Source organism: Kitasatospora sp. NPDC048540 (assembly GCF_040651175.1).
In the GTDB taxonomy this organism is placed as follows: Bacteria; Actinomycetota; Actinomycetes; order Streptomycetales; family Streptomycetaceae; genus Kitasatospora.
In genome coordinates, this window is sequence record NZ_JBEZIR010000085.1 from 12,102 (window position 1) to 37,042 (window position 24,941).

Sequence of the window (24,941 nt, forward strand, 5' to 3'; positions counted from 1 at the left end):
GACGACCCTCACGGTGGCGCGCGGGACTACCGGCGCAGCGCCGAGGACTGGCGTTTGAAGACCAGGGATGTTCCGGAGGGGCGGCGTCGGCAGTGGCGCGCTGACCGTGCGTTGCGGCCGGCGATGCGTTCGCCGGGACGGCCTGATCCCTCTCGGGTCGTGCAACGCCAGTTCTGGCACCTGATCGCCACGGGGGTCACGACGGTGGAGGCGTCACTGGCGGTCGGCGTGTCGTGGCCGGTGGGTGCGAGGTGGTTTCGTCACGCTGGCGGCATGCCTCCGATCTCGTTGGCCGAGCCCTCGGGCCGGTACCTCACGTTCGAGGAGCGCGAGGAGATCGCGATCCTCAGGGCGATGAGCAAGGGCGTGCGCGAGATCGCCCGCGCACTGGGGCGTGACCCCGGGACGATCTCTCGCGAACTGCGCCGCAACGCCGCCACGCGCGGCGGCAAGCAGGAGTACCGCGCGACGGTCGCCCAGTGGAAGGCTCAGCAGGCGGCCAAGCGTCCGAAGAGCGCGAAGCTCCTGGGCAACGACCGGTTGCGTGAGTACGTGCAGGACAAGGCTTTCGGGGAACGTTCCCCGGCCTGACGGGACGGTCGTCGCGGGGCCGCAGACGCCTCCGTGGAAGGGGCTGAACAAGCCGCACCGGCAGGACAGGCGGTGGGCGACAGCATGGAGCCCGGAGCAGATCTCGCACCGGTTGAAGGCCGACTTCCCCGAGGATGAGTCCATGCGCATCAGCCACGAGGCGATCTACCAGTCGCTGTTCATCGGGGGCCGTGGTGCGCTCAAGCGGGAGCTGGTCGCCTGCCTGGGCACCGGGCGGGCACTTCGAGAGCCTCGGTCGAGGTCACGGAACAAGCCTCAAGGGCATGTCACCGCGGATGTCGTCCTCAGCGAGCGTTCTGCAGAGGCCGGGGACCGCGCGGTCCCGGGGCATTGGGAAGGCGATCTGATCATTGGGACCGGCCGGTCCGCGATCGGCACGCTCGTCGAGCGCAGCAGCCGATCCACCCTCCTGGTGCATCTGCCGAGGATGGAGGGCTGGGGCGAGGTGCCACCCGTGAGGAACGGCCCGCCGTTGGGCGGTTACGGTGCCGCCGCGATGAACACCGCTCTGACCGAGTGGATGACGAAGCTACCCCAGCAGCTCCGCAAAACCGTGACCTGGGACCGCGGGAAGGAACTTTCCGGGCATGCCCAGTTCGCACTCGAGACCGGGACGAAGGTGTGTTCTTCGCCGATCCGCACTCGCCCTGGCAGCGACCCACGAACGAGAACACGAACGGGCTGCTGCGTCAGTACTTCCCGAAGGGCACGGACCTGTCCCGGTGGTCCGCCGGGGACCTCGAAGCCGTCGCCCTGGCGATCAACAACCGGCCCCGCAAGATCCTTGGCTGGAAGACCCCGGCCGAGGTCTTCACCGAGCAGCTCCGCTCACTACAACAGCCCGGTGTTGCAACGACCGGTTGAACTCGCCCGGTACACCAGTCGTGAATTCGGCGATCTGGCCACGGAGTTCGGTGTCTGCTTGTCCGTCGGCCGCACCGGACAGTGCTGGGACAATGCGTTCGCCGAGTCGTTCTTCGCCACCTTGAAGCGCGAGCTGATCGGCGAACGGCCGTGGCCCAGCCGGGCGGCTACCCGCACCGCGATCTTCGAGTGGATCGAGGGCTGGTACAAACTACGCAGGCTGCACAGCACCCTCGGCTACCGCAGTCCCGCCGACTACGAGACCACCCTGGCGGCCTGGCCAACACACCGACGGTGTCCGTCGAAGCGGAGCAAGCTCACACCGCCCCCGACCGCCCCGACGATCCCTGGTGGTACCTGCACCTCCTCCAACAACGAGACGCCGCACGACACACCTGGCCACCAGTCCACACCCCGCAGGACCTCAAGTCCCCAACACCGACACTCGCCGCCCCACGGGGCCCGCTCGTCCCCCGACCCACCACCCCTTACCAGCAACCACCGAACGGGGCCTGACCCCGGCTGTTGGACACCAGAGACACTTGGATCTTGAGGATCTGAGGACCGGAGTCCTGTACTGATGGTGATGACGCACTACCCGACCGAGTAGAAGGCGGACGCGGTCGCGTTGTACCGGTCCAGGCCCGGGGCGACGATCACGTCGGTCGCCGCGGACCTGGGCATATTGCGCAGCGTGACCATCGCTGGGCTTCGGGGGTGCCGGCGGGTCAGGTGGTCCGGAGGTGGTCGATGGCTGATTGGACCTCTTGGAGGAGGGTGTCCACGTCGTCGGTGGTGGTGAGGTAGTTGCAGACGCAGGCGCGCAGGACGGTTTCGCCGTCGTGGCAGACGGTGGCGAGATAAGCGTGGCCACGAGCCTGGACGCGTGCGGCCACCGCCGTGTGAAGGTCCGCTCGCGTGTCCGGGAGGCCTGTGCCGCGGCAGTCAGCCAGACGGAAGCAGACCACGGGCAGTGGGCCCTGGTTGCACAGCTCCATGGCGGGGTGCTGCTGGATGCGCCGGCGCAGGTATTCGGCGAGGTTCTGGTAGTGCTGGAGGAGGTCGGTCACTCCGGAGCGGCCGAGCTGGCGCAGGGTGGCCCACAGGGTCAGGGCGCGGGTGCCGGGGCGGGTGAGCTCGATGGTGTAGTCGGACATCCAGGGCCAGTCCTGGTCGCCGTCGAGGTAGGAGGCGCGGAAAGCGAACGCGTCGCGCAACCGGGCGGGGTCGGTAACCAGGGCCGCGCCGCAGCCGACCGGTACCGACAGGGTCTTGTGCGGGTCGACCGTCAGGGAGTCGAGGTCGGCCACACTCCGGTAGAGCGGGGCCAGCTCGGGCACGAGGGCGCCGAGGCCGCCCCAGGCGCCGTCGCCGTGGTGCCACATACCCTGGCTGCGGCACACCCGGGTGATCGCCTCGATCGGGTCGACGGCTCCGCAAGCGGTGCTGCCGAGGTTGGACACGACGCAGAACGGCAGCAGGCCACGGGCGCGGTCCGCTTCGACCATCGCCTGCAGGGCCCTGACGTCCATGCGCTGGTCCGAGGCGGTGGGCACAGTGCGCAGCCGCCATGGCGGCAGACCGATCACGGCGGCGGCCTTGGCGACCGACATGTGGGCCTGGTCGCTGTGGTAGGCGGTCAGGCGGGCGTGGGTCTGATCGTAGGCGGGACCGTCGGTGGCGTCTTGGCAGCGCAGGACCCAGGTGCGGGCGGCGCCGAGGCAGAGCAGGTTGGCCATCGACCCGCCGCTGGTCAGCACCCCGCCGGTGGTCGCTGCCATGCCAGCCAGCGAGGCCAGCTCGCGCACCACTCCTCGTTCGAGATCCATCAGCGCGTGCTCGCCCATGCCGCAGGTCGCGTTGATGGCGGTGGCCAGCAGTTCGGCGATCACCCCGGCCGGGGATGGCGGTGAGTTGATCCAGGCGAAGAAGGCGGGATGTCCGTTGCCGGTCGGGTACGGCGCGATCGCCCGGTCAACGAACTCCAGCAGGGCTCCGAGGACCTGGCCCTCCTGCGGCAGCGCTCCGGCCGCCAGATCCTGCCGGTGCGCCGATGGGACGGGCCGGGCCACCGGACGCTCCGTGATCTGCCCGAGGTAGCCGACGACCCAATCGGCGGCGGCAGCCAGCTCGTCACGGAACACCTTCGGGTGCACGGCCAGCGGCCCGGCGCCGCCCCCGGACTCCCACTGGTCCGAGGGCAGGCGAGGCGGGTTGCTGGTCTTCGACGGTGTCGACATCGGACGGTCGCACTTTCGCTCAGGAAGTCGGCCGGACGGCCATGATCCAGAACGACTGCCACCCGCACCGGTAACGGTCCCAGCTCAGCCCGAACCCGCCGCCCCGATTCCTGCGCCCGACGAACCGGAGGCCGACCACGAGGCCCGAAGGTTCCGTCCCCAGCGCCCCGGGGAAACAGAGCCGAAGACCGTACAGATCCCACGTCACGCCAGACGGGGATCCACCCTGGTGGCGTCTCAATGCGCGGCGTCACCACGCCGCGAGTGTCCCAGACACCACCGACACCCGCCGGGGCGCGGCCGGGCGCTGCGAGACGCTTCGGTTGAAGCGCCCCGGTACGAAACTCGGGCCGCCGGCGGGCCGCCCCGCGGGCGAGGTCCGGCGCGGGCCGGCCTTGCTGCACCCGTGACCGCCCGCCGGACGGGACGGTTGCACCGGTATGACGACCGCTCCGCTGTCCTGGCTGCCGCTGCCCTCCCCGACCGACCGGGCCGAGGACGAGCCCGCGTCCGAGTCCGACGACCAGGCGCTCGACGCCGTCCAGCTGGCCGCGCTCCACCGCGGCCGCGACGCCGGGGAGGCTGCGGCCACGTGGGTGCGCGTTCTCTAGGGCGCCGATCGATGTGGTGTGACGTGGTGTGAGGACGCCTCGTTAGTCCCTTGAGGCTCGTTCTCAGTGGGTGTGGCTCTGTGGCGGGTTGTTGCATCAGCCGTCAAATCCAGGAGTTGCACATGCGGGCATTCCCCGTCGATCTGCCATCGGGTAGCCGGTACTGGACAGTTGTCGACGATGACCTGGAGGTTGTTCAGGCCGCCGATCACTGGCTGCGCTACCTACGATTCGGTCAGAGCAGAGCCGAGCTGACGACGAAGTCCCATGCTGGCGGTGCTGCGCTCTACCTGCGGTGGTGCCAGGCGACGGGTCGGCAATGGCCTGCGGCGGCCCGGGACCTGGGCCTGTTCATGGTCTGGCTGAAGTACTCGCCTGCCCGTCCGGTCAATGGCCCTGCGGTAGTGATGCTCGGACCAGGAGCGGCTCCGGCGCGCGGCGAGCGGCGGATCAACGCCGTGCTGGCCGCTGTGCGGGGGCTGCTCTCGCACGCAGTGTCGATCGGTGAGGCTCCTCGATCGGTGCTGGGGCAGATCTACGAGCTGGCCGACAACCGGGACCTGCCGTCGGCCGCGCAAGGGGAAGAAAGCGGCCTCTCCTACCGGCTGCGGGCCCGCCACCGACTTCAGGAACCGGAGGCGGACGTCGACCGGGCCACCGACGAAGAGTTGGTGGCCATGTTCCTGGCGTGCCGCAACAGCCGGGACCGGCTGATCGTGCTTCTGCTGGGCCGGGTCGGTCTACGTCGTGGCCAGGCCGCCGGACTGCGCCGCGCCGACTGCCACCTGCTGGCTGACTCCCGCACGCTGGGCTGCGACTATCCCGGACCGCACCTGCATGTGAAGCGGCGGGAGAACAGCAACCGGGCCTGGTCGAAGTCGAAGCAGGCGTGGGTCATGCCGGTCGACTTCCTCGTGGTCCAGGCGTTCGACCAGTACAGCGAGGAACGCCACGAGATGCTCGGAGCTGGCGGCAGCGACTTCCTGTTGGTCAACCTGTTCCGCGCGCCGCTGGGCGCCCCGATGTCGCCGGACGCGATCGGTGAGCTCTGCGAGCGCCTCGCTCAACGCGCGAACCTCTCGCGGAGGGTGGGCCCGCACATGGCCCGCCGCGCCTTCGGCAGCAATGTCTCGGACGCCGGAGGGTCGCTGGACGAGGTGCAGGCCCTGCTCGGGCAGAAGCACCCGTCCTCGCCCCAGCCCTACCTGATCCCGGACCGGTCACGGCTGCGCGAGGCCGTGGAGAGAGTCCCCTCCCCGCGGGCTCTTCACCGGCAGGAGGAGATCTGATGGCAACGCCCCTGCCTCATCTGCCCCGGGATGTCCAGGACCGGCGTGTCCGCGAGATCACCAGCGCGCTCGACGATCGCTTCCTGCAGCTGGTGGGCTGGGACTGGGACCAGCGGGTGGTCGTCTTCCCGAAGGTCCACCCGGTGCTGGGGATGCCCGACTGCCAAGTCCAGGGTTGTGGGAAGGGGACGCCGTCCGGCAGGAAGCTCTGTACCGGATGCTTCAACCGCTGGAAGAAGACCAGCCTGACAGTCGAGGCGTACATCGACGCCGTCAGAACCCACAGGGCGCGGTGCGTCGGCGAGGAAGCCTGCCTCGTCCCGAACTGCCCACGTCCACGCGTGTCCAGGGTCTCCGGCCTGTGCAATAGCCACAGGTCCCAGCACCGAAGGACGCCCGACCTGGCCCTGGAGGAGTTCCTCGTGCACCCGTCGGTGCGCCCGCTGGCTGGCGGCCAGATCTGCCTGGTCGCGGCCTGCTACCGGGTGCTCCCCGATGCCAGAGGCACTTACTGCAAGGCGCACAGGGCCAGGCTCAGCGAGGCCCGGCGGATCGGATCGTTCGACGGGGACGAGGAGCGATGGCGGCTGACGCAGTCCGCGATCGCCGTTGACCGCGAGGTTAGCCTTCGTGGCTTGCCCGACCTGCTCGTCGCCGAACTCCTCTACGGCCTGCAGGTGCGCACACTGAACGGCATCAAGACCTACGACCACCTGCTGCGAGTGGCCTGCGACCGGCTGCGCGCGGTCCAGGCCCCGAGTCTGGAGCCGCTCTCGCAGGTGGACCTGGCCGAAGCCGGGATGGGCGATCGGGTTCGTACGGTCCTCAAAGGCGCCCAGAAGGCCCTGGGCCGGCTCGGCGCGACTGCGGAGACCGAACGTCTGAAGGACACCTGGCAACTGGATGTCTTCGGGCACGGCGGGACACTAAACTTCACCAAGATCCATCAGCGGCCCCTGCGCGAGGCGGTGAAGGCCTGGGCCTGCGACTCGCTTCCACGGCGGCGGGGCAGGCAGGCGAAGACCACCATGCAGGCCATGATCAGCTCGGTGGCGATGCTCTCGGAGAGCCTGCGGCTGCAGCGCGACGACGAAGGACACCTGCCGGCCCTTCTCGGCCGCCCGGACATGGTCAGCTTCTGCAACCGGCTCGCCTTCCTCGCCGAGGACGGCCGGATCAGCGCCCATGGGCGAGTCGCCACCGTGCGATACCTGCGACTGGTCCTGAACGGGATCCGGGCCCTGGGCCTGACCCGCGCAGGCCAGGTGCTGGAAGGGCTGCCTGCGGATTTCATGCTGGGTCCTCACGACGTCCCGGACGAACCAGAGGACGCCGAGGCCGGTAGGGATCTCCCGGACGAGGTCATGCGCCAGCTCTGCGACAACCTGGATCTCCTGGAGCAGGCCAACAACCGCGAGGTCCGCGTCGCCACTGAGCTCCTGATCGACACCGGCCGCAGGCCGGACGAGATCCGCCAGCTGATGTGGGACTGTCTCCACAAGGATCCCGACGGGACACTCGTCCTGCTCTACGACAACAACAAGAACTACCGGCTGGGCCGGCGCCTGCCGATCGCCAAGACGACCGCAGCCGTCATCACCGACCAGCAGGAACGGGCCCGGAAGCGCTTCCCCGGCACCCCGACCAGCGAATTGAAGCTCCTGCCGGGGCACCACACCAACCCCGAAGGCAAGAAGCCGATCGGTACCATGGCCGACCCCCATCGGGCCTGGGTCGACTCCCTGCCTGAGTTCCTCATCCCCGTCACGGTCGAGGTCGACGGCCAGCCGGCGACTCGCATGGTGCCCTTCGACAAATCCCGGATCTTCCCGTACGCATACCGCCACACCTACGCCCAGCGGCACGCGGACGCCGGCGTCGCCCCGGACGTCCTCCAGGTCCTCATGGACCACCGCGAAATGTCGACCACCCAGGGCTACTACCGGGTCAGCCAGGAACGCCGACGCGAAGCCGTCGACCGAGTGACCGCCGTACAGTTCGACCGGCACGGCAACCGGGTCTGGCGCAAAGCCCAGGGTCTGCTGGAGTCCGAACACGTGCGCCGGGCGATCGGAGAGGTCGCCACCGCCTACGGCATCTGCTTGGAGCCATCCAACGTCGCGGCCGGCGGCCACGCCTGCCCAATCCGGTTCCGCTGTGTCGGCTGCGACCACTTCCGCACCGACGTCTCCTACCTACCCGACCTGGAACGCTACCTCGCAGACCTGCTGCGGAGCCGCGAGCGACTCATGTCCGCGTTCGAGGCCGACGACTGGGCCCGCTCGGAGGCCATGCCGTCCGAGGAGGAGATCCGCCGGGTCCGGCGCCTGATCACCCGGGTCAAGGCGGATCTGAACGACCTCACCTCCGAGGACCGCGCCCAGATCGAGGAAGCGGTCGCCATGGTCCGCCGCGGACGCACCGTCATGCTCGGCCTGCCAAAAATCGGCCAGTCCGAGCCCGATGTCCGCCCCTGGAGCAGCATGTGATCCCCACGATGCGCGACGGCCGACAGGCCGACACCGACCGCAGGCGCCAGCGCGTCGCCAACGCGATCAAGAAGGCAACGAAGGACGGCACCCCGATCAGCGTCTCGGGGATCGCCCGGCAGGCCGGGGTGGACCGCACCTTCCTCTACCGACACCGCGACCTGCTCGCCCTGGTCCACGCCGCCGAACTCGAACCCGCCGGCCAGGACCCGGCCACCGGCTCGCCGGTCAGCCGCGCGTCTCTTCAAGCCGACCTCGCCAACGCCCAGGCCCGTAACACCCGCCTGACCGCCCGCGTCCAGCAGCTGGAGAAGCGCCTCTCACAGGCCCTGGGCGAGCAGGCCTGGCAGGAGTCCGGCCTGGGCGCCCCCGCCGACCTCGACGCACTCCAGCAGCAGATCACCCGGCTGGAACAGCAGAACATCCAGCTCACCGCCGCTCTGGAGGAGACCCGGGCAGACCTCGACGCTGCACGAGCAGCGAACCGGGATCTGACCCGGACTCTCAACCAGCGCAGCTGAACCGGCTGCAGACATCGACCGGGCGGGCAATATGCGTGCGGGTCTAGCACTAGATGCTTTGGAAACGCGTACCACGACCCCAGCCTGAGCAAGGGAAGTAACTCGTAGAAGAGCCGGGAAACCTGGTCGAGCATCAAATTAGAGGATGGGCGGAGCTTCAGAACGGAAATCCCAGGGTGCTACGGATCTCCACCGAGCATCCACTCCAGATGGTCGACCAATTCACTCCCGTCGAGGCTGCGGCAAGTATTCTTCACTCAGCTCGTCGCGCACCCAGAGGTAGTGCCTTAGTAAAGCCTCATAAAGGAGGCTCGCTTTCCGAACCCTGTAGACCGGGCTCGTGGAGGCCGAACGACCCTTCGGAAAGAATGAGAGATAAATATAGTCATCCGTTATGAACAGTCGAAATGACTGGCATTGACTATGCATGCGAACGCGAATTCTTGGATCATGCCTCGCATGCTCCGCCAGGACGGCGAGGGATCTGGCAACATCCTCAACATACATTGCAGCCATGGGATATATGGCAGATTGCTGCTCAAATCCTGCCGCTCGGTCCACGACTGCACTGGATTTCGGATCCGCTAACATCACCTCAAGACTGTCGTACTCGCGAGATTTATCCAGCAGCTTATTCAGCGGCCGGCCCTCGCCCGTCAGCCTGAAACCCCTAATACTGAGGACCCGAATCGCCTTAGATGTCGCCGCCATTGAGAGAATATCGCCAGACGCGGCGTCTTCATTTTCAAAAACACGATCAATCCCGCAACCCAGCGCGCGACCCACCAAGGCTGCCACTACGGCCTTGAGTCGCCCGGGAAGATATCTGGCGGAGAACGCGAGCAGAATTGCAGCAACCAGAGAAGCAGCCACGCCCAGCAGGAACTCCACTTTGCACCTCCATAAAGCGGCGGCGAGGATATCCGGCCCGCCGGCTGGATGGGCATCCCCCTCCAGGTTCCTGATCGCCCACAGGAACCGCCACCGGCGCAGAAGATCCACGGCCCTTCGCCCGACATGCTGGGCCTCCAGCCTCGCGGGAGTCCCGGCGCGACCTCTGTGCGAGGCGGTGAAGGTCTGGGCCGCCGACGAGCTTCCCCGCCGACGCGGCAAGTCGGTCCGCCACGCGATGCAGAACATGCTCGCGGGCATCGTGGCACTGTCGGAGAGCCTGCGGCTGCAGCGGCCCGACGGCGGTCACCTGCCCGTTCTCCTGGACCGCCCCGACATGGTGAACTTCCTGAACCGGCTCGCGTTCCTGGCCGAGACCGGCAAGATCAGCCCCTACACGCGGATCAACCTCGTCCGCCACACCCGGCAGATCATGAACAGGGTCCGGGTCCTGGGCCTGACCGGCCCGGGTCAGCCCCTGGAAAGCCTGCCCGCCAGCTTCGCTCTGTCCCTGCAGGACATCCCGGACGAGCCGGGGGACACCGAGGCTGGCCGGGACCTGCCCGATGAGGTGATGCGGCAGCTCTGCGACAACCTCGATCTACTGGAGAAGTCCAGCAGCCGCGAGGTCAGGGTCGCCGTCGAGCTGCTGATCGACACCGGCCGGCGCCCGGACGAGATCGCCACGCTTCCGCTGGAGTGCCTGCGCAAGGACCCGGACGGCAAGCTCACCCTGGTCTATGACAACCACAAGGCCTACTGGCTGGGCCGGACCCTGCCCATCTCGAAGGCGACCGCAGCCGTGATCACCGCACAGCAGGAAGCAGTTCGGCGCCGGTTCCCTGACACCCCGGCCGCCGAGCTGAAGCTGCTGCCCAGCCCAGTCGCCAACCCGGAAGGCAAGAAGTCGATCACCACGATCGGCGATCCTCGCCGGGCCTGGGTCGTTTCCCTGCCCGACTTCTTGGTCCCGGTCGTGGTCGAGGAGCACGGCCAGCCGAAGCTGGTGATGCTGCCCTTCGACAAGTCCAAGATCTTCCTCTATGCCTACCGGTGTCGGCGTACGTGTGAATGTGCTCAGCCACGTACGAGTGAACGTGCCCAGTTCCTGAGGTGCGGAGAGTCTCGGTTCGGCAGTCTGCTGCTTGGCCTGTTCGGGTGGCGGAGGGCGGCTGACGATGGTCTTGGATCCGCATCGCTGGTTGGAACTCCGGCGGTTCCGCGGTCTCTTCGAGTCCGGGGCGATGAGCCTGTCGGAGATCTCGAAGGAGACCGGGCTGAACCGCCGCACGGTCCGTAAGTACCTTGCCGCGCAGGGGCCGGTCGCGCCGCCCCGCCGGGTGCCGACCGGGCAGGCCCGCAAGCGGGTGGTGGACGAGGTCGCACCGTTGATTGACGCGATGCTGCGGTCCGAGATCCTGATCAAGGGGGCGGTCGTCCACGAGCGGCTGGCCAACGAGTACGGGTTCACGGGCAACTACCAGCGCGTGAAGATCTACTTGCAGGAGGCCAGGCCCCGGATCGCCGAGGAGCTCGGCATCAGCCCCGGTGAGCTGGCCGGCCTGCACCGCCGGTTCGAGGTGGTCCCCGGCGCCCAGGCCCAGGTGGACTGGGGCGACGAGGGAAAGATCCTCGCCCACGTCGGTATCCCGCGGGTCTACTCGTTCCACATGACGCTGTCGTACTCGCGTGACCCGTTCTGCTGCTTCACCACCAGCCAGGACCTGGCGACCTTCTTCGACTGCCACCGCCAGGCGTTCGCGCACTTCGGCGGGGTGCCGATGAGCATCGTCTACGACCGCACCAAAACCGTGGTCCGCAGGCACGTCGCCCCGGGCGAGGCGGTCCCGCTCCACCCGGAGGCGGTGGCCTTCGCCGGCCACTACGACTTCGACATCGACGTGCTCGCCGCCTACCGTCCGCAGGGCAAGGGCCGGGTCGAGCGGCAGGTCGCCATCGTCCGCGACCACGTCCTGGCCGGCCGCGCGTTCTCCTCGGTCGAGGAGCTCGACGCCGCGTTCACGGCCTGGGTGCCGCTACGGCGATCCCGCGTCCACGGCACCCACGGCGAAGTCATCGGCAATCGTGCGGTCCGGGACCACATGGCCCTGCGGCCACTGTCGAGAACGCCCTACATCGTCACGCAGCGGCACCTGCGGCATGTCGGCAAGGACTGCCTGGTCGCCTTCGACGCCAACCTCTACTCGGTGCCGGCCCGCAAGGTCCGCGCCCGCCAGCTGGTCGAGATCCGGGCCACGAAGTCCCAGGTCATGCTCCACACCACGGTCCCCGACGCGAACGGCAACACTCTTCTGGCCGTCCATCCCCGGGCGGTTGGCCGGGGCGCCCGCGTTGTCGACGAACGCCACTGGGACGGTCTGCCGAAGGGCGACACCCGCCGCGTCACCACGGGCGACGTCCTTCCCCGGCCCCGACGCGACCGTTCCGTGGCCGAGGAGACCAGTCCGCTGCAGGCCCTCCTGAGCCGGGCCGCCGCGGCTCATGTCGAGGTCGGCCGCAGGCCGCTGTCGGTCTATGACGAGCTGACCGGAACCCGCCCCTTCACCACCAACTCCACGACGAGGGAGTCCCGTTGAGCCAGCTGGTCAGCACCCGCATCCGCACCACGGCCGCCAAGCTCGGCCTGCCCCACCTCGCCGACGGCCTGAACCAGTACGCCCAGCGGGCCGACGAGGCGAAGATGGGCTATCTCGAGTTCCTCGACCTGGTCCTGGCGGAGGAACTCGCCGTTCGCGACGACCGCCGCTTCCGCCAGAACGTGCGGCTGTCGAAGCTGCCACACCACAAGACGCTCGACGACTACGACTTCTCGTTCCAGCCCGAACTCGACCCCCGCAAGATCAAGGACCTCGCCACCCTCTCCTTCGTCGAGGCCAAAGCCAACGCCGCCCTGCTCGGGCCACCCGGGGTCGGCAAGACCCACCTTGCCGTCGCCCTGGCGGTCGCCGCCTGCCGGGCCGGCTTCTCGATCTACTTCACCAGCCTCGACGACATGGTCCGCCACCTCAAGGCAGCGGAGACCGCAGGCCGGCTGACCAGCAAGCTCCGCACCTACCTGCGGCCGAGCGTCCTCGTGGTCGACGAGGTCGGCTACCAGCCCCTCGAACGCGCCGAGGCGAACCTGGTCTTCCAGGTGATCTCCAAGCGCTACGAAAAGGGCTCGATCATCCTGACCTCGAACAAGACCTTCAGCGAGTGGGGCCAGGTCTTCGGCGACGAGGTCCTCGCCACCGCCATCCTCGACCGGCTCCTCCACCACTGCGAAGTGGTCTCCATCAACGGACCCAGCTACCGGCTCAAGAACCGCCTCGCCGCCATCGAACGCGACACCGAGGCGGCCTGACCACCGAGGAACAGTAGGTAGACGCCCGCTTCACCAATGCGGGTAGTACTCGTCCTCGAAGGCCTCCTTGGCCTGTTCGACCTCCGTGGCGGAGGTGAACCCGTGGGTCTCGGAGTACTCCGCGAGGGAGTAGGGGTGCTGCGGGTCGCTCAGCATCCGATGGAGGAACTCCCCGGCGGAGCAGTCGAAGCGTTCCCAAGGGTCCCATTTGTCACTGCGAGCGAAGACCGGCCACTTCTCCGGGTCCTGATCCTCGACGAGCCAGCAGAACGAACACTCGTCTGCGGTCGCCCACTCGAGGAGCCGGGCCGTTGGGCCCGAGGATGGGGCGGGGGCTGAGAAATCAGCGTGATCCGCAACGATCAGGTCCAGGCCATGTGATCCCGGGACGCAGAGGCTGAGGATGTCGTCGAAGGTGCCCGCGCCAAACGTCTCAGCCAGCAGCTTGTAGTCCCGGGGAAGACGAAGGCCGAGCTCCCGCTCCGCAGACTCCCAGTCGACGAGCCAGCGGTCCCCGCTCCAACCGGTCAACGCGGCCACCTCCTCGGCCCACGACGGCTCAGCGGGGTTCACGGCGAGATCATCAGCGCTGTCCACGCCAAGGAGTAAACCGCACGGCGCCGACATCGCTCACAGGGAGATGCATGATCGGGGCCCGCGGACTGAGCACATTCATCTGTACTTGGCTGAGCACTTTGATGAGTACGTGGACAACCGGCACTGCTTCGCCCAGCGTCACGCGGACGCGGGAGTCAAACCAGAAGTCCTCCAAGTCCTCATGGACCACCGGGAGTTGGTGACCACGCAGGGCTACTACCGGGTCAGGGAGGAACGCAAACGCGAGGCAGTGGACCGGGTGACAGCCCTGCAGTTCGACCGACACGGCAACCGGGTCTGGCGCAAGGTGAAGGGCCTGCTCGACTCCGAGCACGTGCGCCGCGCGATCGGCGAGGTCGCCACCGCCTACGGCGTCTGCCTGGAGCCGAACAACGTCTCCGCCGGCGGCCACGCCTGCCCGCTCCGGTTCCGCTGCGTCGGCTGTGACCACTTCCGCACCGACATCTCCTACCTGCCGGACCTGGAGCGCTACCTCGCCGACCTGCTGCGAAGCAGGGAGAGGCTGATGTCCGCATTCGAGGCCGACGACTGGGCTCGCTCGGAGGCCATGCCGTCCGAGGAGGAAATCCGCCGGGTCCGGCGGCTGGTCAACCGGGTCAAGGCGGACCTGGACGACCTCTCGCCCGAGGATCGGGCGCAGATCGAGGAGGCCGTCGCCGTGGTCCGCCGCGGCCGCACCATCATGCTCGGCCTGCCGAAGGTCGGCCAGCCCGAGCCCGACGTCCGCCCCTGGAGGAACGGGTGATCCCCGCGATGCGCGACGGCCGCTCGGCCGACACTGACCGGCGCCGCCAGCGCGTTGCCACCGCGATCAAGAACGCCACGAAGAACGGCGACCCGATCAGCGTGTCGGCCGTCGCCCGGCAGGCTGGAGTGGACCGCGCGTTCCTCTACCGGCACCGCGACCTGCTTGCCCTGGTGCACGCGGCCGAGCTCGAACCCGCCAGTCAGAATCCGGCCGGCAGGTCACCGGTCAGCTGGGCCTCGCTCCAGGCCGATCTCGCCAACGCCCAGGCCCGCAACACCCGCCTGATCAGCCGCATCCAGCAGTTGGAACACCGCCTCTCGGAGGCGCTGGGCGAGCAGGCATGGCGCGAGTCCGGCCTCGGCGCCCCCGCCGACATCGACGAACTCCAACGAAAAATCACAAGGCTGGAGCAGGCGAACGTCGAACTGGCTGTCGGCCTGGAAGATGCTCGGACTGACCTGGCGGCCGCACGGGCCGCCAACCGCGAGCTGACCAGAGCCCTCAACAAACAAGGGTGACTGGCACCTGTTAATTCGCAACAGCTTGGCGCCTCGATGTGGTCTTCTTGGCCGGCGCCGCCTTCTTGGCCGCTGCAGCTGTCGTTTTCTTCGCCGCCACCTTCTTGGCTGGCGCCGCCTCCTTGGCCGCTGCGACCGTCGTTTTCTTCGCCGCCACCTTCTTGGCTGGCGCCGCCTCCTTGGCCGCTGCGACCGTCGTTTTCTTCGCCGCCACCTTCTTGGCTGGCGCCGCCTCCTTGGCCGCTGCGACCGTCGTTTTCTTCGCCGCTTTCTTACGCGTCGCTGTCTTCTTGGTCGGCGCCGTCTTTCCACCCACAGCTCTGAGCGGTCGGAGTTCTCGAGAAGCCCGCCCCAAGGCATCGCCGAGGCTCTCCGAAACCCAGGCAGAAAGCTCGTCGGTCGAGATGCCCCGCCCAACTACTCTTGAGTACCGTTCGGGAGATGACCAAAAAGCCCGATGATCGTCACCACGCCAGGCTCTGCTGCCTACCACAAGGAGGAACTCATCGGAACTTTCCTCCATGCCGAGCATCTTGACGTCGGCAGGCCTCACGGTGAGGTGAGCCTCGACTCTCCCCTCGGGATGAGTTTCATAGGCGAGCCACACGGCTTGCGTGCCATCCCAGGCGCGGACGGTGTCGAGCGGCGAGTCCGACCTGCCCGCGACGGCAACCACAACGGCATCCGACGCCACCTTTGCAATCACTTCATAAAGCGAGGGCACTAGGGGCTCCTCAGCTTCCGCACCCAGTCCCATGGCGCATCGCCACAGGAGCGGACATCAGCCACATGCCTGATACTTTCGACTGGCACTTTATGCAAACACAGGAATTCAATAGCGCCTCCCGGCCAGATATCTTCTGCGACAGCAAGGCGAGATGGCACCGCCACCCCAGGCCCATACCACTCCGGAATAAGCGTTGGGTCGATTGCCACTACCGTATCCACGGGAGCAGGCAGTCCAATCACGCATGCCGAGGCACAGCCTGCATATGGCGTTGGCGTGAAGAAGCAGCGCTCCCGGAGACCCTCACTCTCGATCGCCTTCCGATACTCACTCCTCGTATAATGAAGCAATATCGGATACCTCCGGGCGATTTGCCGACCGGAAATCTTATTGCCTTTAACTGATTCGATCCAGGCCGCACCGAAGCGCTCAATAGTCCACTCACTTCGACACTGATCCATGAAGTCGGCAAGGGAATCCACGCGAAAGGATTCGGGGAGGTGCGCCGGCGTTCCGTGCAGAGCTGGAACCGACATGAGCTTCCACCTAGCCTCGTACTGACGTCCTACAAGACATCTTCGATGTTGTCTCCGGCTCAGCAACTCGACATCAGCGACCGACTCGGTCCGGCCGATGCGGCCGCCGGCTCACCCTCCATTCACTCCAACCGGTGATGGCACCACACCTGTTGCAGGCGCTAGTGTCTCCATTCACCGTCCCTGAGCTGCACAGACGGCGCCATAGCCTGCGCGAACAGTCGATTAGCCCCAGAGAATCCGCGAGCTGGCCGGCCGCCAGGAGGACGAGCGCCACGCCCAGGCCCTGGAGCACGCGGCCGCGGCGATCGAGCGGGCCGGCCACCAGGAGGTGATCCCCGGCGGCGACGGCCAGCTGACCGAGGAACTGCGCTACACCCTGGCGGCGGACGTGGTGCTCGGCGCCTCTCACACAACCGGCACCCTGCCCGGGCTCCGCCCCGGCGAGCGGATGCCGCTAATCGCCGTCTGCGCGCTCGCCGCCGCCTTCCCGTCCTGCGTGCTCGGCGACCTGCCCCGCGAACTCGAGGTGCTGGCCGCCGAGCTCGAGGCCGCCACCGACGCCGGCCGGGCGGCCGCGGCGCCTGCGGCCGGATGAGCAGCACCCCCGCCCAACCCGGGTGCCGGGCGGGTGCCGGGAAGGTGCTGTCCGGCGGCGTTCGCCCGCCCCACACCCGGCCGCCGTGGTCGCCCGCCGCTCTCGACAGCGGGCTGCACACCGTCCCGGCCGCCTACGACAAGGCAGCCGTGCCGTGGCGCGAGGCCTTCGACTGCCCGAACGAGGACGCCTTGGCGGAGGCCGCTGCCGAGGTGAGGGTTCGGCACCGACCCTACCGGCGTCGCCGACGAGCCGGTGCGTGGCGTGCTCGGACAGCTGGCCGACTGGCAGCGGGCGGGGGCGCTGCGCGGCGACCTCCCTGCAACCGCGCAGTACGGCCTCGGTACTGGTGGGCGCGCGTATTCAACTGTCGCTAGTTCTCCGTGGGGATCACCCCGACGGTGACCGTAGGTGATCCCGAAGGCATACCAGCTGAACCCGGAGGCCAGCACCTGGCTGAACCGTCGCATCAGGCGCATGTCGAGAACGGGCTCCCGGGCGACCACTCATACGATCGCTGGCGTGACCGCATGCGAGATGGACAACTGCCAGGGCGAGGCGACGCACGTCGCCGTGCTCACCCTTACCGGCGAGACCGAGGAGACCTGGCAGGTGTGCCGCGAGCACGATCGCCAGCTCAAACTCGCGGCGGTACGTAGCCGAGCGCAGGTCATGCCGTTGACGGAGGAGCCGGTGCTCGCGCAGTGCCTCAACTGCGGACAGGCCCTGGAAGACGCCAACCCACCCTGTCCTATCTGCGGCTCGCGCGACAGGGCGATCACCATCGGGGACTTGGCGACCGTACACGAAGCTGTACGACTCCGTACCAAGCGCGCTGGCAAGGGCGGCTGGATCGTCCAGATCGATACAGGAGACAACTACACCCGAGACCTCAGTGCTTGGGGCCGCCGCGAGCTGACCCTGGACGGCGAGCAGAACCGCTACCGAGAGGTCATTGAGCTCTACGAGGGCAGTCGCATCGTGAGTACCGCCAAGCTGACCGACCACCAGGGCTAACCGCCGTCCAGGAGTCAGCCCAAAGGCCGCCCCTTGGCCGGGCGCCCCGGAGAGAATTAGCCCATGACCGACAGTGGCAAGTACTTGATCCCGCATGTGCCCCCCGGCCGCAAACAGTTCTCGTACCGTCCGGCGGGCGCGCGGTGGTGGACGACCATCCCCATCACCATGGTGCAGAAGCTGGCGATCATCGCGAACGAGGCACCGATCGTCCAAGGTGGCCAGTACGGTTGGCGAGCACTTGACGTGGCGGCTGGCGAGAGTCGCCGCCTGTGGGCAGTGGAGTGGGAGCAGACGGAGCCGAAACGCACCGGCTTCACGGTCACTCACCTGACCTCACTGGGCAAGGAAGTCCTGGAGGACTACTTCCGAAAGAACCCACCGTCCGCGTCCTGAGCCGGTCTCGCGAGGCTCCTGCACCGACATCTGCCTCGGTACTTACTGGTGGTGGCGTATTCAACTGTCATGGGTTCCCAAGGGAGCCCAGCCCGCCGGTGACCGGGTGTGGTCGCCTGTGGCGTATCGGCTCCAGGTTCCGCCGTTCTCTCGGAGGAGTCGGCTGGTGGTCTTGTCGTGGTAGCCGAGGGCGTCCGCGACGACGGGGGCGGGAAGTTCGAGGAGCTGCTGCCGGACGGCGGCGCCGCGGGCGGCGGCGACCGGGATGCCGATCTCGCCCAGGCGCGCCGACAGGTGGTCGGGGCGGGCCGGCTGGCCGGCTCGGCGGCCGGGGAAGAGCCAGCGGGATGCCTGGTTGGTGGCGGTGTTCATGTTGCCGCGGTCCGCGATATACGCCAGCAGCAGGGCCGCGACCGGTGAGGGGATGGGTGAGGCGGGTTCCCCAAGCCGGAGAAGCACGGTCTCTCCGTCGTGGAGCACGTCGTCGATCGTCAGCCGGACGATCCGGGTGAGGGGTTGCGCGTAGAGGAGGACGATGACCCCGGCGACGCGTAGGCGCATCGGTGCGTCTGTGTCGGTCAGCAGTCGGCCGAGTGCGGCCAAGCGTTCGTCCTCGCTCAGGGCAGGCCGCCGGGAGATCCTCTGTACGGGGATGAAGAGGGAGCGTGGGCACCGGCGGCTCTGCATGGCCCAGTTGAGGAAAGGCCTCAGGGAGGTGCGGCGCCGTTCGGTGTTCTCGGCGAACCAGGCGTCGATGTCGAGCTGGCCCAGGGACGCGAGGGTACTGTTCCGGGCGCTGAGCCACTGCAGGAAGGCCGTCGCGCAGGTGATCTGCTCGGCTGCGAAACCGCGGACGCTCGGTGTGATCCGACTGCGATCGGCTCGTTCCCGCAGGTGGGGAAGGACACGCCAGGTCGCGAAGGGCTTGATCGTCTTCAGGTGCTCGGGTTCTGCGATGCTGGCCAGGTGGCCGGGCAGCCATCGTTGGAAGGAGCAGATGTACTTGTCAACGGCGGGTAGGACTCCGCTGGCCATCAGGAGTTCTTCCAGATGGGCCGCTGCCCGCCAGGGCTGGAGTTCATGGAAGGCGTCGTGGGTCAGGGGGATCTGTCCGAGCCCGAGCCGCCGCAGTAGCTGCGAGGCGTTTCCCGGTTGGCCTTGGCGCATCGCCAGCCAAGCCAGGCCGCTTCTGGGCTCGTCCATCGCCACCAGCATGTCGAGCAAGGGCGTGAGCGTCGGGCGGACTCGGCCGGTGCCGTCATCCAGGAGGGCGGTCAGCCGGTCGGTGAGCGTGCAACGTTCGCAGAGCCGGCCGCCGAGGAGTTTGCCCTCGAAGCCGCAGCGGGAGCAGTCGAAGGTCTGGGAGAAGCCGGCGCAGGTCGTGCAGATCGCGGAGCCGTCGGCGGGGTGACATCCGGGAAGCGCACGGTCCTGGCCGCATCCGGGGCACGTTCCTCGCGTTCGCACCGCGCGGTCCGAGCAGGTCCGGCAGACATAGCCGTCCGGCCAGGTGCCGGCCTTGTGCCTGCGGCGGGCGCAGCGGCAGCACTCGGCCATGAACCAGCGTTCGTACTGCTCGTCGGTGGCGTAGGGGCGGCTCATGCGTCGGGCAGGATGCGGGCCGCGCGGGGCCGCAGCTTCGCGACGTTCGCGGGCGGGGTGGGCAGGTCGCCGGTGGCGGTCTTGCGGACCCCGGCGTTCTCGGCGGTGGTGGCCACCAGGTCGGCCGGGGTACAGGAGAGGATGTCGCAGAGCGCCGACAGGACCTGCAGCGATAGCCGTTCCGGGGTTCCGGAGACCATGCGGTGGACCTGGGAGGCGGACAGGTCGATGCCGCGCTCGCGCAGCAGCGGCACCAGCTCGGTCGCGGTGAAGATGCGATGTTGGGCCATGACCTCGCGCAACCGCCAGGTGTAGCCGACCTTGCGCTTCATGCCTGCTTTCCGTTCTGGGCTTGGAGGGCGGCGGCGACGGTGGCGTCCAGGTGCCGGCGCAGGGTGCGGGTGCGGAAGTCCGAGGAGACGCAGGTGTAGATGGACGTGGTGCTGGCGTGCTCGTGGCCGACCTGTTCCTGGACAAAGCGAGGGTCCCAGCCGTCCTCGATCAGGTGGGTGACGTAGGACCTTCGGAAGGAGTGGTAGTCCAGCCCGTCGTCCAGACCCAGAGCCTTGCGGTAGGCGATGAAACGGGAGTTGATGCGCTGGCAGCCGATCCGCATCCCGCGCTCGGACGGCCAGGCTGCCGGGTTGCCGTCGGTGCCCAGCAGCGGGCGGACCTCGGTGAACCACTCCTCCAGGACGTCGGAGGTCCAGCCGAACACGGTCAGCACGCCGCGGCGCTTGGGCGGCGAGCCCTTCTTGGCCTTGCCGAACCGGACCTGGCAGCGGCCGAACTCGCCGTACTCGGCGCCGTGCGGGTTGCGGCCGAAGTCGGCGTCGAGCATCCGCGTCTCGTTGCGCCGCAGCCCGTAGGCGTACGCGGTCTTGAACAGGGTGGCGTCACGGAACGCCGGCAGCCAGCCCTTGCGGCCGAAGGCCCGGATCCGGGCGACCTCGTCATCGCAGTGCTCGAAGAACGCGTGCAGCTCGGCCTTGGTGAACGCCCGCTTCTTCGCGTCGGCCTCGTTGTCCTGGACGTGCACCGCCCAGCCACGTCTTCAGATCGAAAGCGCGGGCCCGGAGGGTGTTCGGCGAGTGCTCCCGGTCAGTGCACAGGGCGAGGTAGTCGTCCACCATCTCGACCACCCGTCCCTCGCCGTCCACGACGGTGTACGTCTCGCGGCGCATCCCGGACCCCACGACCCGTCGCACGTGCATCCTGGCCCTCCCCATCCACTGGAACCACGGATGGAGCAACGAGCGTCACGGACATCGGTTACGACGCAGTGTCAGGCACGGGAGCGAACACCCCGCCGGAGACCGTGTCCCGTACGTCGCTGACAATTCTGAACCGCGTACAGATAAAGGCTGAGGCGTACGGGACGTTCGCCGAGGAGCCGACGAGGCCAGAGCTGGAGCGGTTCTTCTTCCTGGACGACGTGGACCGGGACCTGATCGCCCTGCGGCGGACGGAGCATCACCGGCTCGGGTTCGCGCTCCAGATGTGCACGGTGCGGTATGTCGGGCTGTTCCTGGAGGACCCGCTCGCGGTGCCGTGGCCGGTGGTCGAGCACCTGGCCGTGCAGCTCGGTATCGAGGACCCGTCGGTGGTGAAGCGGTACACGGAGCGGCGTCAGACGCAGTACGACCACGCGTGGGAGATCCGGGACGCCTACGGCTACCACCCCTACGAGCACGCCGAGTGGGGCCGGCGGTTCCGTACGTTCCTGCACGGGCGGGCGTGGACGCATGCCGAGGGTCCGAAGGCGCTGTTCGACCACGCGGTGGGTTGGCTGCGCCGTCACCGGGTCCTGCTGCCTGGGGCATCCGTGTTGGCCCGGCAGGTGGCGGAGGCGCGGACGGTCGCGGAGAAGCGGCTGCACGCCACGGTCGCGGGCGCCGCCCGCCGCGCAGACCCGGCGCTGCCCGGGGACCTGGTGGCGACGCTGAAGACGCCGGAGGGCTCGCGGTTCTCTGAGCTGGAGCAGTTGCGCCGGCCGCCGACGCGCACGACGGGCACGGCGTTCGCCCGTGCGCTGGAGCGGGTGGACGAGATCGGCGCGTACCGGCTCGGCAGGTTGAGGCTGTCGCAGATCCCGCCGAACCGAATGGCGGCGCTGGCCCGATTCGCGTTGGGGTCGAAGGCGCCGCTGCTGGAGCGGGCTCAGGAGCCGAAGCGCACGGCGATGCTCACCGCGGTGATGCGGCACCTGGAGGCGAAGGCGATCGACGAGGCCCTGGATCTGTTCCAGGTTCTCATGGCCACCCGGCTGCTGAACACGGCGAAGCGCAAGACGGAGAAGGAGCGGCTGTCCACGCTGCCGCAGTTGGAGAAGGCGTCACGGTTGCTCGCGCGGGCGGCGAAGGTGCTGTTCGAGGAGCTGGAGCTGGTCGAGGAGCAGAAGGCGGACCTGGACGTGGCCGCGCTGTGGGCAGCCGTGGAGGAGGTCGCCCCGCGCGCCGCCGTGATGAGCGCGGCGGCCACGGTGGTGACCCTGGTGCCCGAGGACGAGAACTCGGCCGAGGTCGCCATGCGGGCCGCGCTGGCGAACCGGTACGCCACGGTGCGTCCGTTCCTCGCGTTGCTGGGTGAGTCGAAGGCGCTGGACGCGGCGAGCGCCGGGAAACGCGTCCTGGCCGGGGTGCGGGGGCTTCCGGCGCTGGCGCGGCGGAAGGTGGGCGTCAAGCCGCTGCTGCCGCGCGAGGTGGACGACAAGCTGGTGCCGTCGGCGTGGCGCAAGGCGGTGTACGCCAACCCGAATCTGCCGCAGGGCGCGGTGGACCGGGACGCGTACGTGGTGTGCGTGTTGGAGCAGCTGCACCGGGCCCTGAACAGCCGCTACGTGTTCGCCTCGCCCTCGCACCGCTGGTCCAACCCGCGGGCCCGCCTGCTGGACGGGCCCGACTGGGACTCGGTTGAGGAGGACGTCCTGGCGGCCCTGAGCCTGGACATGCCCGTCCAGGAGCACCTGGCGGAGCTGGTGCGGGGCCTGGACGCCGGATGGAAGCAGCTCGCCGAACGTCTGGAGGAGGCGGGGCCGGCGGCGAAGGTTTCCATCGAGGTGCAGGACGACGGGCGGGTGAAGCTGAACGTCGCGGGGCTCGGCGCGCTTGGCGAACCGAAGTCCCTGACATGGCTGCGCCGGCGGGTCGAGAAGATGCTTCCGAAGATCGACCTGCCGGACCTGCTGTTCGAGGTGAACGCCTGGACCGGGTTCCTCGACGCCTTCGTCCACCTCGGCGACGGCACCACCCGGATGAAGGACCTGCCCACCTCGGTGGTCGCGCTGCTGGTGTCCGAGGCGTGCAACATCGGCCTGGCCCCGGTGGTCAACCCCGGCTACGAGGCCCTGACCCGGGCCCGGCTCGTGCACGTCGACCAGTACTACCTGCGCGCCGACACCATCGCCGCGGCGAACGCGCGGCTGATCGCCGCCCAGGCCGGCATCCCGATCGTGCGTTACTGGGGCGACGGGCTGCTCGCCTCCGTGGACGGGCTGCGCTTCCAGGTGCCGGTGCGCACCATCAACGCCGCCCCGTCGCCGAAGTACTTCGGGTTCAAGCGGGGCATCACCTGGCTCAACGCCGTCAACGACCAGGTCGCGGGCATCGGGCAGATGGTCGTGCCCGGCACCCCGCGCGACTCCCTGCACATCCTGGACGCCCTGCTGAACCTCGACGGCGGCGTGAAGCCGGAGATGGTGGCGACCGACAACGCCTCGTACTCCGACATGGTGTTCGGCCTGTTCAAGATCCTCGGCTACAACTTCAGCCCCCGCTTCCGCGACCTGGACGACCAGCGGTTCTGGCGGGCCACGATGCCTGGCGTCGAGACCGGAACGTACGGCGCGGTGGAGGACCTGGCCCGTAACCGGGTGAACCTGAACAAGGTGATCACGCACTGGCCGGACATGCTGAAGGTCGCCGGTTCTCTGGTCACCAACCAGGTCCGTGCCTACGACCTGCTGCGGATGTTCGGCCGCGACGGGCGCCCGACGCCGCTCGGGGCGGCGTTCGCGGAGTACGGGCGGATCGCGAAGACCGAGCACCTGCTGCGGGTGGTCGACCCGGTGGACGACACCTACCGGCGGCAGATGAACCGGCAGCTCACCGTGCAGGAGTCCCGCCACAAGCTCGCCCGCGATGTGTGCCACGGCAAGCGCGGAAGCATCCACCAGGCGTACCGCGACGGCATGGAGGACCAGCTCGGCGCGCTCGGCCTGGTCCTCAACGCCATCGTGCTCTGGACGACGACGTACATCGACGCCGCCGTCGCCCAGCTCCAGGCCGAGGGCCACGAGATCCGGGAGGAGGACATCGCCCGGCTGTCCCCGCTCAAGCACCGCAACCTGAACCTGCTCGGCCGCTACAGCTTCACCGCCTCGACACCGGCCGCTGGCGCCCTGCGCCCGCTGCGCGACCCGGATACGCCAAAACTGGACGAGGACGACGATGGGAGCGGGCCGGACTAGGGAGGCCGGTGCGCTGCATGTGATGGTGGCGGCGATAGCTGGGCACGCCTACTGCACGTTGTCCCTACCCGCCCGCTGGCTGCGCAGGTTTGCATACCGTGAGCGCATTGCGGTGCTCGCGGCCGGACCGGCGGCGAAGACGAACGCCTCACTGTCGTGGAGACTTCGTCCCGTACGGGCGTCGACCAGAACCGGCTCGACCTCCTCGCCGCTGGCGGCGTCCACCAAGATCATGGACCGCTCCCGCGGCGCCAGGTGCAGGTTCCCCCAGGCGGCCAGGGCCACGATCACTGGCCGAAGGGATCGGCCCCGCTCGGTGAGCACGTACTCGTAACGGGTCGGCTTGTCCTGGTAGAGCCGCCGTTCCAGCAGGCCATCCGTCACGAGCGTCTTCAGCCGTGCGGTGAGCATGCTGGTGGAGATGTTCAGATTCTGCTGGAACTGGTCGAAGCGCGTATAGCCATCGAAGGCGTCATGCAAGATCAGCAGAGTCCACCACTCGCCGACGTGCTGCACCGTCGTGGACAGCGGACACTCCCGGTCCTCCAGCCGCATGCGACTCGACATGCCATCCTCCTGAAGTCACTGCTAATGTAGAAGTTAGTAGCTTCTATTTTAGCAGTCAGCGAGCTTCCCGCGGTGATGCGCACACGCAGGGGGCAGGCATGCGGCCGCCCGGCAGTGACAAGAGCTGCACCCCGTGACTGCTTGCCCTGACGCAGTGGAGAAACCCATGACTAAGAAGCCATCTCATTTGGGCTTGTAGGCTGCTCTCGTGACGATCGTGGAGCGGCTGGTACCGGACGAGTTGTGGGAGCTGTTCCAGCGGGTG

General features: G+C 68.2%; 21 protein-coding genes and 2 pseudogenes. 15 read left to right on the forward strand and 8 right to left on the reverse strand.

Annotated elements, in window-relative coordinates; translation table 11 throughout:
- Window positions 1–273: 273 nt before the first annotated feature.
- Together AB0D08_RS27610 and AB0D08_RS27615 are read left to right on the forward strand one after the other, a co-directional pair.
- A pseudogene (locus tag AB0D08_RS27610) lies at window positions 274–1,476 on the forward strand (IS30 family transposase).
- Window positions 1,477–1,525: 49 nt separating this feature from the next.
- A pseudogene (locus tag AB0D08_RS27615) lies at window positions 1,526–1,738 on the forward strand (integrase core domain-containing protein); the annotation flags it as partial.
- 466 nt (window positions 1,739–2,204) lie between these two features.
- Here the strand turns inward: AB0D08_RS27615 and AB0D08_RS27620 are convergent.
- On the reverse strand, window positions 2,205–3,716 hold the full coding sequence (locus AB0D08_RS27620) for an aminotransferase class V-fold PLP-dependent enzyme (RefSeq protein WP_082526857.1): 1,512 nt from the start codon (window positions 3,714–3,716) through the stop codon (window positions 2,205–2,207).
- Window positions 3,717–4,156: 440 nt separating this feature from the next.
- Between AB0D08_RS27620 and AB0D08_RS27625 the strand changes: the two genes are divergently transcribed.
- From AB0D08_RS27625 to AB0D08_RS27640, 4 genes are all read left to right on the forward strand, one after another.
- Window positions 4,157–4,327, forward strand: a complete 171-nt coding sequence (locus AB0D08_RS27625) for a hypothetical protein (RefSeq protein ID WP_359892543.1) — start codon at window positions 4,157–4,159, stop codon at window positions 4,325–4,327.
- 122 nt (window positions 4,328–4,449) lie between these two features.
- Window positions 4,450–5,616 carry a site-specific integrase gene (locus AB0D08_RS27630; protein WP_359892546.1) on the forward strand — a complete coding sequence of 389 codons (1,167 nt, stop codon included), beginning with the start codon at window positions 4,450–4,452 and terminating at the stop codon, window positions 5,614–5,616.
- A complete protein-coding gene (locus AB0D08_RS27635; protein ID WP_359892548.1) occupies window positions 5,616–8,105 on the forward strand; it encodes a hypothetical protein in 2,490 nt (829 codons plus the stop codon). The genes AB0D08_RS27630 and AB0D08_RS27635 overlap by 1 nt, the downstream gene beginning before the upstream one ends.
- Window positions 8,106–8,113: 8 nt before the next feature.
- Window positions 8,114–8,626, forward strand: coding sequence for a DUF6262 family protein (locus AB0D08_RS27640; RefSeq protein WP_359892551.1), 513 nt, complete (start codon window positions 8,114–8,116; stop codon window positions 8,624–8,626).
- A 222-nt stretch (window positions 8,627–8,848) separates the two neighbouring features.
- Here the strand turns inward: AB0D08_RS27640 and AB0D08_RS27645 are convergent, their stop codons facing one another.
- Window positions 8,849–9,517, reverse strand: a complete 669-nt coding sequence (locus tag AB0D08_RS27645) for a hypothetical protein (RefSeq protein ID WP_359892553.1) — start codon at window positions 9,515–9,517, stop codon at window positions 8,849–8,851.
- A 178-nt stretch (window positions 9,518–9,695) separates the two neighbouring features.
- On the opposite strand from AB0D08_RS27645, the gene AB0D08_RS27650 reads away from it, so the two are divergent.
- Genes AB0D08_RS27650 through istB form a run of 3 tightly spaced genes read left to right on the forward strand, consistent with a single transcriptional unit; the run spans window position 9,696 to window position 12,881 of the window.
- Window positions 9,696–10,817 carry a hypothetical protein gene (locus tag AB0D08_RS27650; protein ID WP_359892556.1) on the forward strand — a complete coding sequence of 374 codons (1,122 nt, stop codon included), beginning with the start codon at window positions 9,696–9,698 and terminating at the stop codon, window positions 10,815–10,817.
- Complete coding sequence (gene istA, locus AB0D08_RS27655) at window positions 10,762–12,114, forward strand: IS21 family transposase (RefSeq protein WP_359892559.1); 1,353 nt, start codon at window positions 10,762–10,764, stop codon at window positions 12,112–12,114. Before AB0D08_RS27650 ends, istA begins: the two co-directional genes overlap by 56 nt.
- A complete protein-coding gene (istB, locus tag AB0D08_RS27660) occupies window positions 12,111–12,881 on the forward strand; it encodes an IS21-like element helper ATPase IstB (protein WP_359892562.1) in 771 nt (256 codons plus the stop codon). The genes istA and istB overlap by 4 nt, the downstream gene beginning before the upstream one ends.
- Window positions 12,882–12,911: 30 nt before the next feature.
- On the opposite strand, the gene AB0D08_RS27665 is transcribed toward istB, so the two are convergent.
- Window positions 12,912–13,478 (reverse strand): hypothetical protein, encoded by a 567-nt coding sequence (locus tag AB0D08_RS27665; protein WP_359892565.1) that lies wholly within the window; start codon window positions 13,476–13,478, stop codon window positions 12,912–12,914.
- Window positions 13,479–13,563: 85 nt separating this feature from the next.
- Here AB0D08_RS27665 and AB0D08_RS27670 point away from each other — a divergent pair, with 85 nt between their 5' ends.
- Window positions 13,564–14,244 carry a hypothetical protein gene (locus AB0D08_RS27670; protein WP_359892568.1) on the forward strand — a complete coding sequence of 227 codons (681 nt, stop codon included), beginning with the start codon at window positions 13,564–13,566 and terminating at the stop codon, window positions 14,242–14,244.
- Window positions 14,241–14,765 (forward strand): DUF6262 family protein, encoded by a 525-nt coding sequence (locus tag AB0D08_RS27675; RefSeq protein WP_359892571.1) that lies wholly within the window; start codon window positions 14,241–14,243, stop codon window positions 14,763–14,765. Before AB0D08_RS27670 ends, AB0D08_RS27675 begins: the two co-directional genes overlap by 4 nt.
- Window positions 14,766–14,775: 10 nt before the next feature.
- On the opposite strand, the gene AB0D08_RS27680 is transcribed toward AB0D08_RS27675, so the two are convergent.
- Window positions 14,776–15,489 (reverse strand): hypothetical protein, encoded by a 714-nt coding sequence (locus AB0D08_RS27680; protein WP_359892574.1) that lies wholly within the window; start codon window positions 15,487–15,489, stop codon window positions 14,776–14,778.
- Window positions 15,490–16,359: 870 nt separating this feature from the next.
- Here AB0D08_RS27680 and AB0D08_RS27685 point away from each other — a divergent pair.
- From AB0D08_RS27685 to AB0D08_RS27695, 3 genes are all read left to right on the forward strand, one after another.
- The gene (locus AB0D08_RS27685; RefSeq protein WP_359892577.1) at window positions 16,360–16,626 is read left to right on the forward strand and encodes a hypothetical protein; all 267 of its coding nucleotides are present in this window, start codon (window positions 16,360–16,362) and stop codon (window positions 16,624–16,626) included.
- Window positions 16,627–17,148: 522 nt separating this feature from the next.
- Window positions 17,149–17,643, forward strand: a complete 495-nt coding sequence (locus tag AB0D08_RS27690; protein WP_359892580.1) for a hypothetical protein — start codon at window positions 17,149–17,151, stop codon at window positions 17,641–17,643.
- Between the two features lie 63 nt (window positions 17,644–17,706).
- A complete protein-coding gene (locus AB0D08_RS27695) occupies window positions 17,707–18,039 on the forward strand; it encodes a hypothetical protein (RefSeq protein ID WP_359892583.1) in 333 nt (110 codons plus the stop codon).
- Window positions 18,040–18,099: 60 nt separating this feature from the next.
- On the opposite strand, the gene AB0D08_RS27700 is transcribed toward AB0D08_RS27695, so the two are convergent.
- Genes AB0D08_RS27700 through AB0D08_RS27710 form a run of 3 tightly spaced genes read right to left on the reverse strand, consistent with a single transcriptional unit; the run spans window position 18,100 to window position 20,680 of the window.
- Entirely contained in the window at window positions 18,100–19,596 is a 1,497-nt protein-coding gene (locus AB0D08_RS27700) for a hypothetical protein (protein WP_359892585.1), read from the reverse strand.
- Window positions 19,597–19,637: 41 nt separating this feature from the next.
- Window positions 19,638–19,973, reverse strand: a complete 336-nt coding sequence (locus tag AB0D08_RS27705) for a helix-turn-helix transcriptional regulator (RefSeq protein WP_102909085.1) — start codon at window positions 19,971–19,973, stop codon at window positions 19,638–19,640.
- Window positions 19,970–20,680 carry a site-specific integrase gene (locus AB0D08_RS27710; protein ID WP_359892588.1) on the reverse strand — a complete coding sequence of 237 codons (711 nt, stop codon included), beginning with the start codon at window positions 20,678–20,680 and terminating at the stop codon, window positions 19,970–19,972. The genes AB0D08_RS27705 and AB0D08_RS27710 overlap by 4 nt, the downstream gene beginning before the upstream one ends.
- Before the next feature lie 294 nt (window positions 20,681–20,974).
- On the opposite strand from AB0D08_RS27710, the gene AB0D08_RS27715 reads away from it, so the two are divergent.
- A complete protein-coding gene (locus AB0D08_RS27715; RefSeq protein ID WP_359892596.1) occupies window positions 20,975–24,109 on the forward strand; it encodes a Tn3 family transposase in 3,135 nt (1,044 codons plus the stop codon).
- Between the two features lie 48 nt (window positions 24,110–24,157).
- Here AB0D08_RS27715 and AB0D08_RS27720 read toward each other — a convergent pair whose 3' ends face one another.
- A complete protein-coding gene (locus AB0D08_RS27720; protein WP_359892591.1) occupies window positions 24,158–24,676 on the reverse strand; it encodes a helix-turn-helix domain-containing protein in 519 nt (172 codons plus the stop codon).
- Window positions 24,677–24,941 lie beyond the last annotated feature (265 nt).

What these genes read in the sequence shown, in the direction of transcription:
- AB0D08_RS27620 (WP_082526857.1), bottom strand. Translation starts at nt 3,716, where the DNA reads ATGTCGACACCGTCGAAGACCAGCAACCCGCCTCGCCTGCCCTCGGAC.
- AB0D08_RS27625 (WP_359892543.1), top strand. Translation starts at nt 4,157, where the DNA reads ATGACGACCGCTCCGCTGTCCTGGCTGCCGCTGCCCTCCCCGACCGAC.
- AB0D08_RS27630 (WP_359892546.1), top strand. Translation starts at nt 4,450, where the DNA reads ATGCGGGCATTCCCCGTCGATCTGCCATCGGGTAGCCGGTACTGGACA.
- AB0D08_RS27635 (WP_359892548.1), top strand. Translation starts at nt 5,616, where the DNA reads ATGGCAACGCCCCTGCCTCATCTGCCCCGGGATGTCCAGGACCGGCGT.
- AB0D08_RS27640 (WP_359892551.1), top strand. Translation starts at nt 8,114, where the DNA reads ATGCGCGACGGCCGACAGGCCGACACCGACCGCAGGCGCCAGCGCGTC.
- istA (WP_359892559.1), top strand. Translation starts at nt 10,762, where the DNA reads ATGAGCCTGTCGGAGATCTCGAAGGAGACCGGGCTGAACCGCCGCACG.
- AB0D08_RS27695 (WP_359892583.1), top strand. Translation starts at nt 17,707, where the DNA reads ATGACCGACAGTGGCAAGTACTTGATCCCGCATGTGCCCCCCGGCCGC.
- AB0D08_RS27700 (WP_359892585.1), bottom strand. Translation starts at nt 19,596, where the DNA reads ATGGCCGAGTGCTGCCGCTGCGCCCGCCGCAGGCACAAGGCCGGCACC.
- AB0D08_RS27705 (WP_102909085.1), bottom strand. Translation starts at nt 19,973, where the DNA reads ATGAAGCGCAAGGTCGGCTACACCTGGCGGTTGCGCGAGGTCATGGCC.
- AB0D08_RS27720 (WP_359892591.1), bottom strand. Translation starts at nt 24,676, where the DNA reads ATGTCGAGTCGCATGCGGCTGGAGGACCGGGAGTGTCCGCTGTCCACG.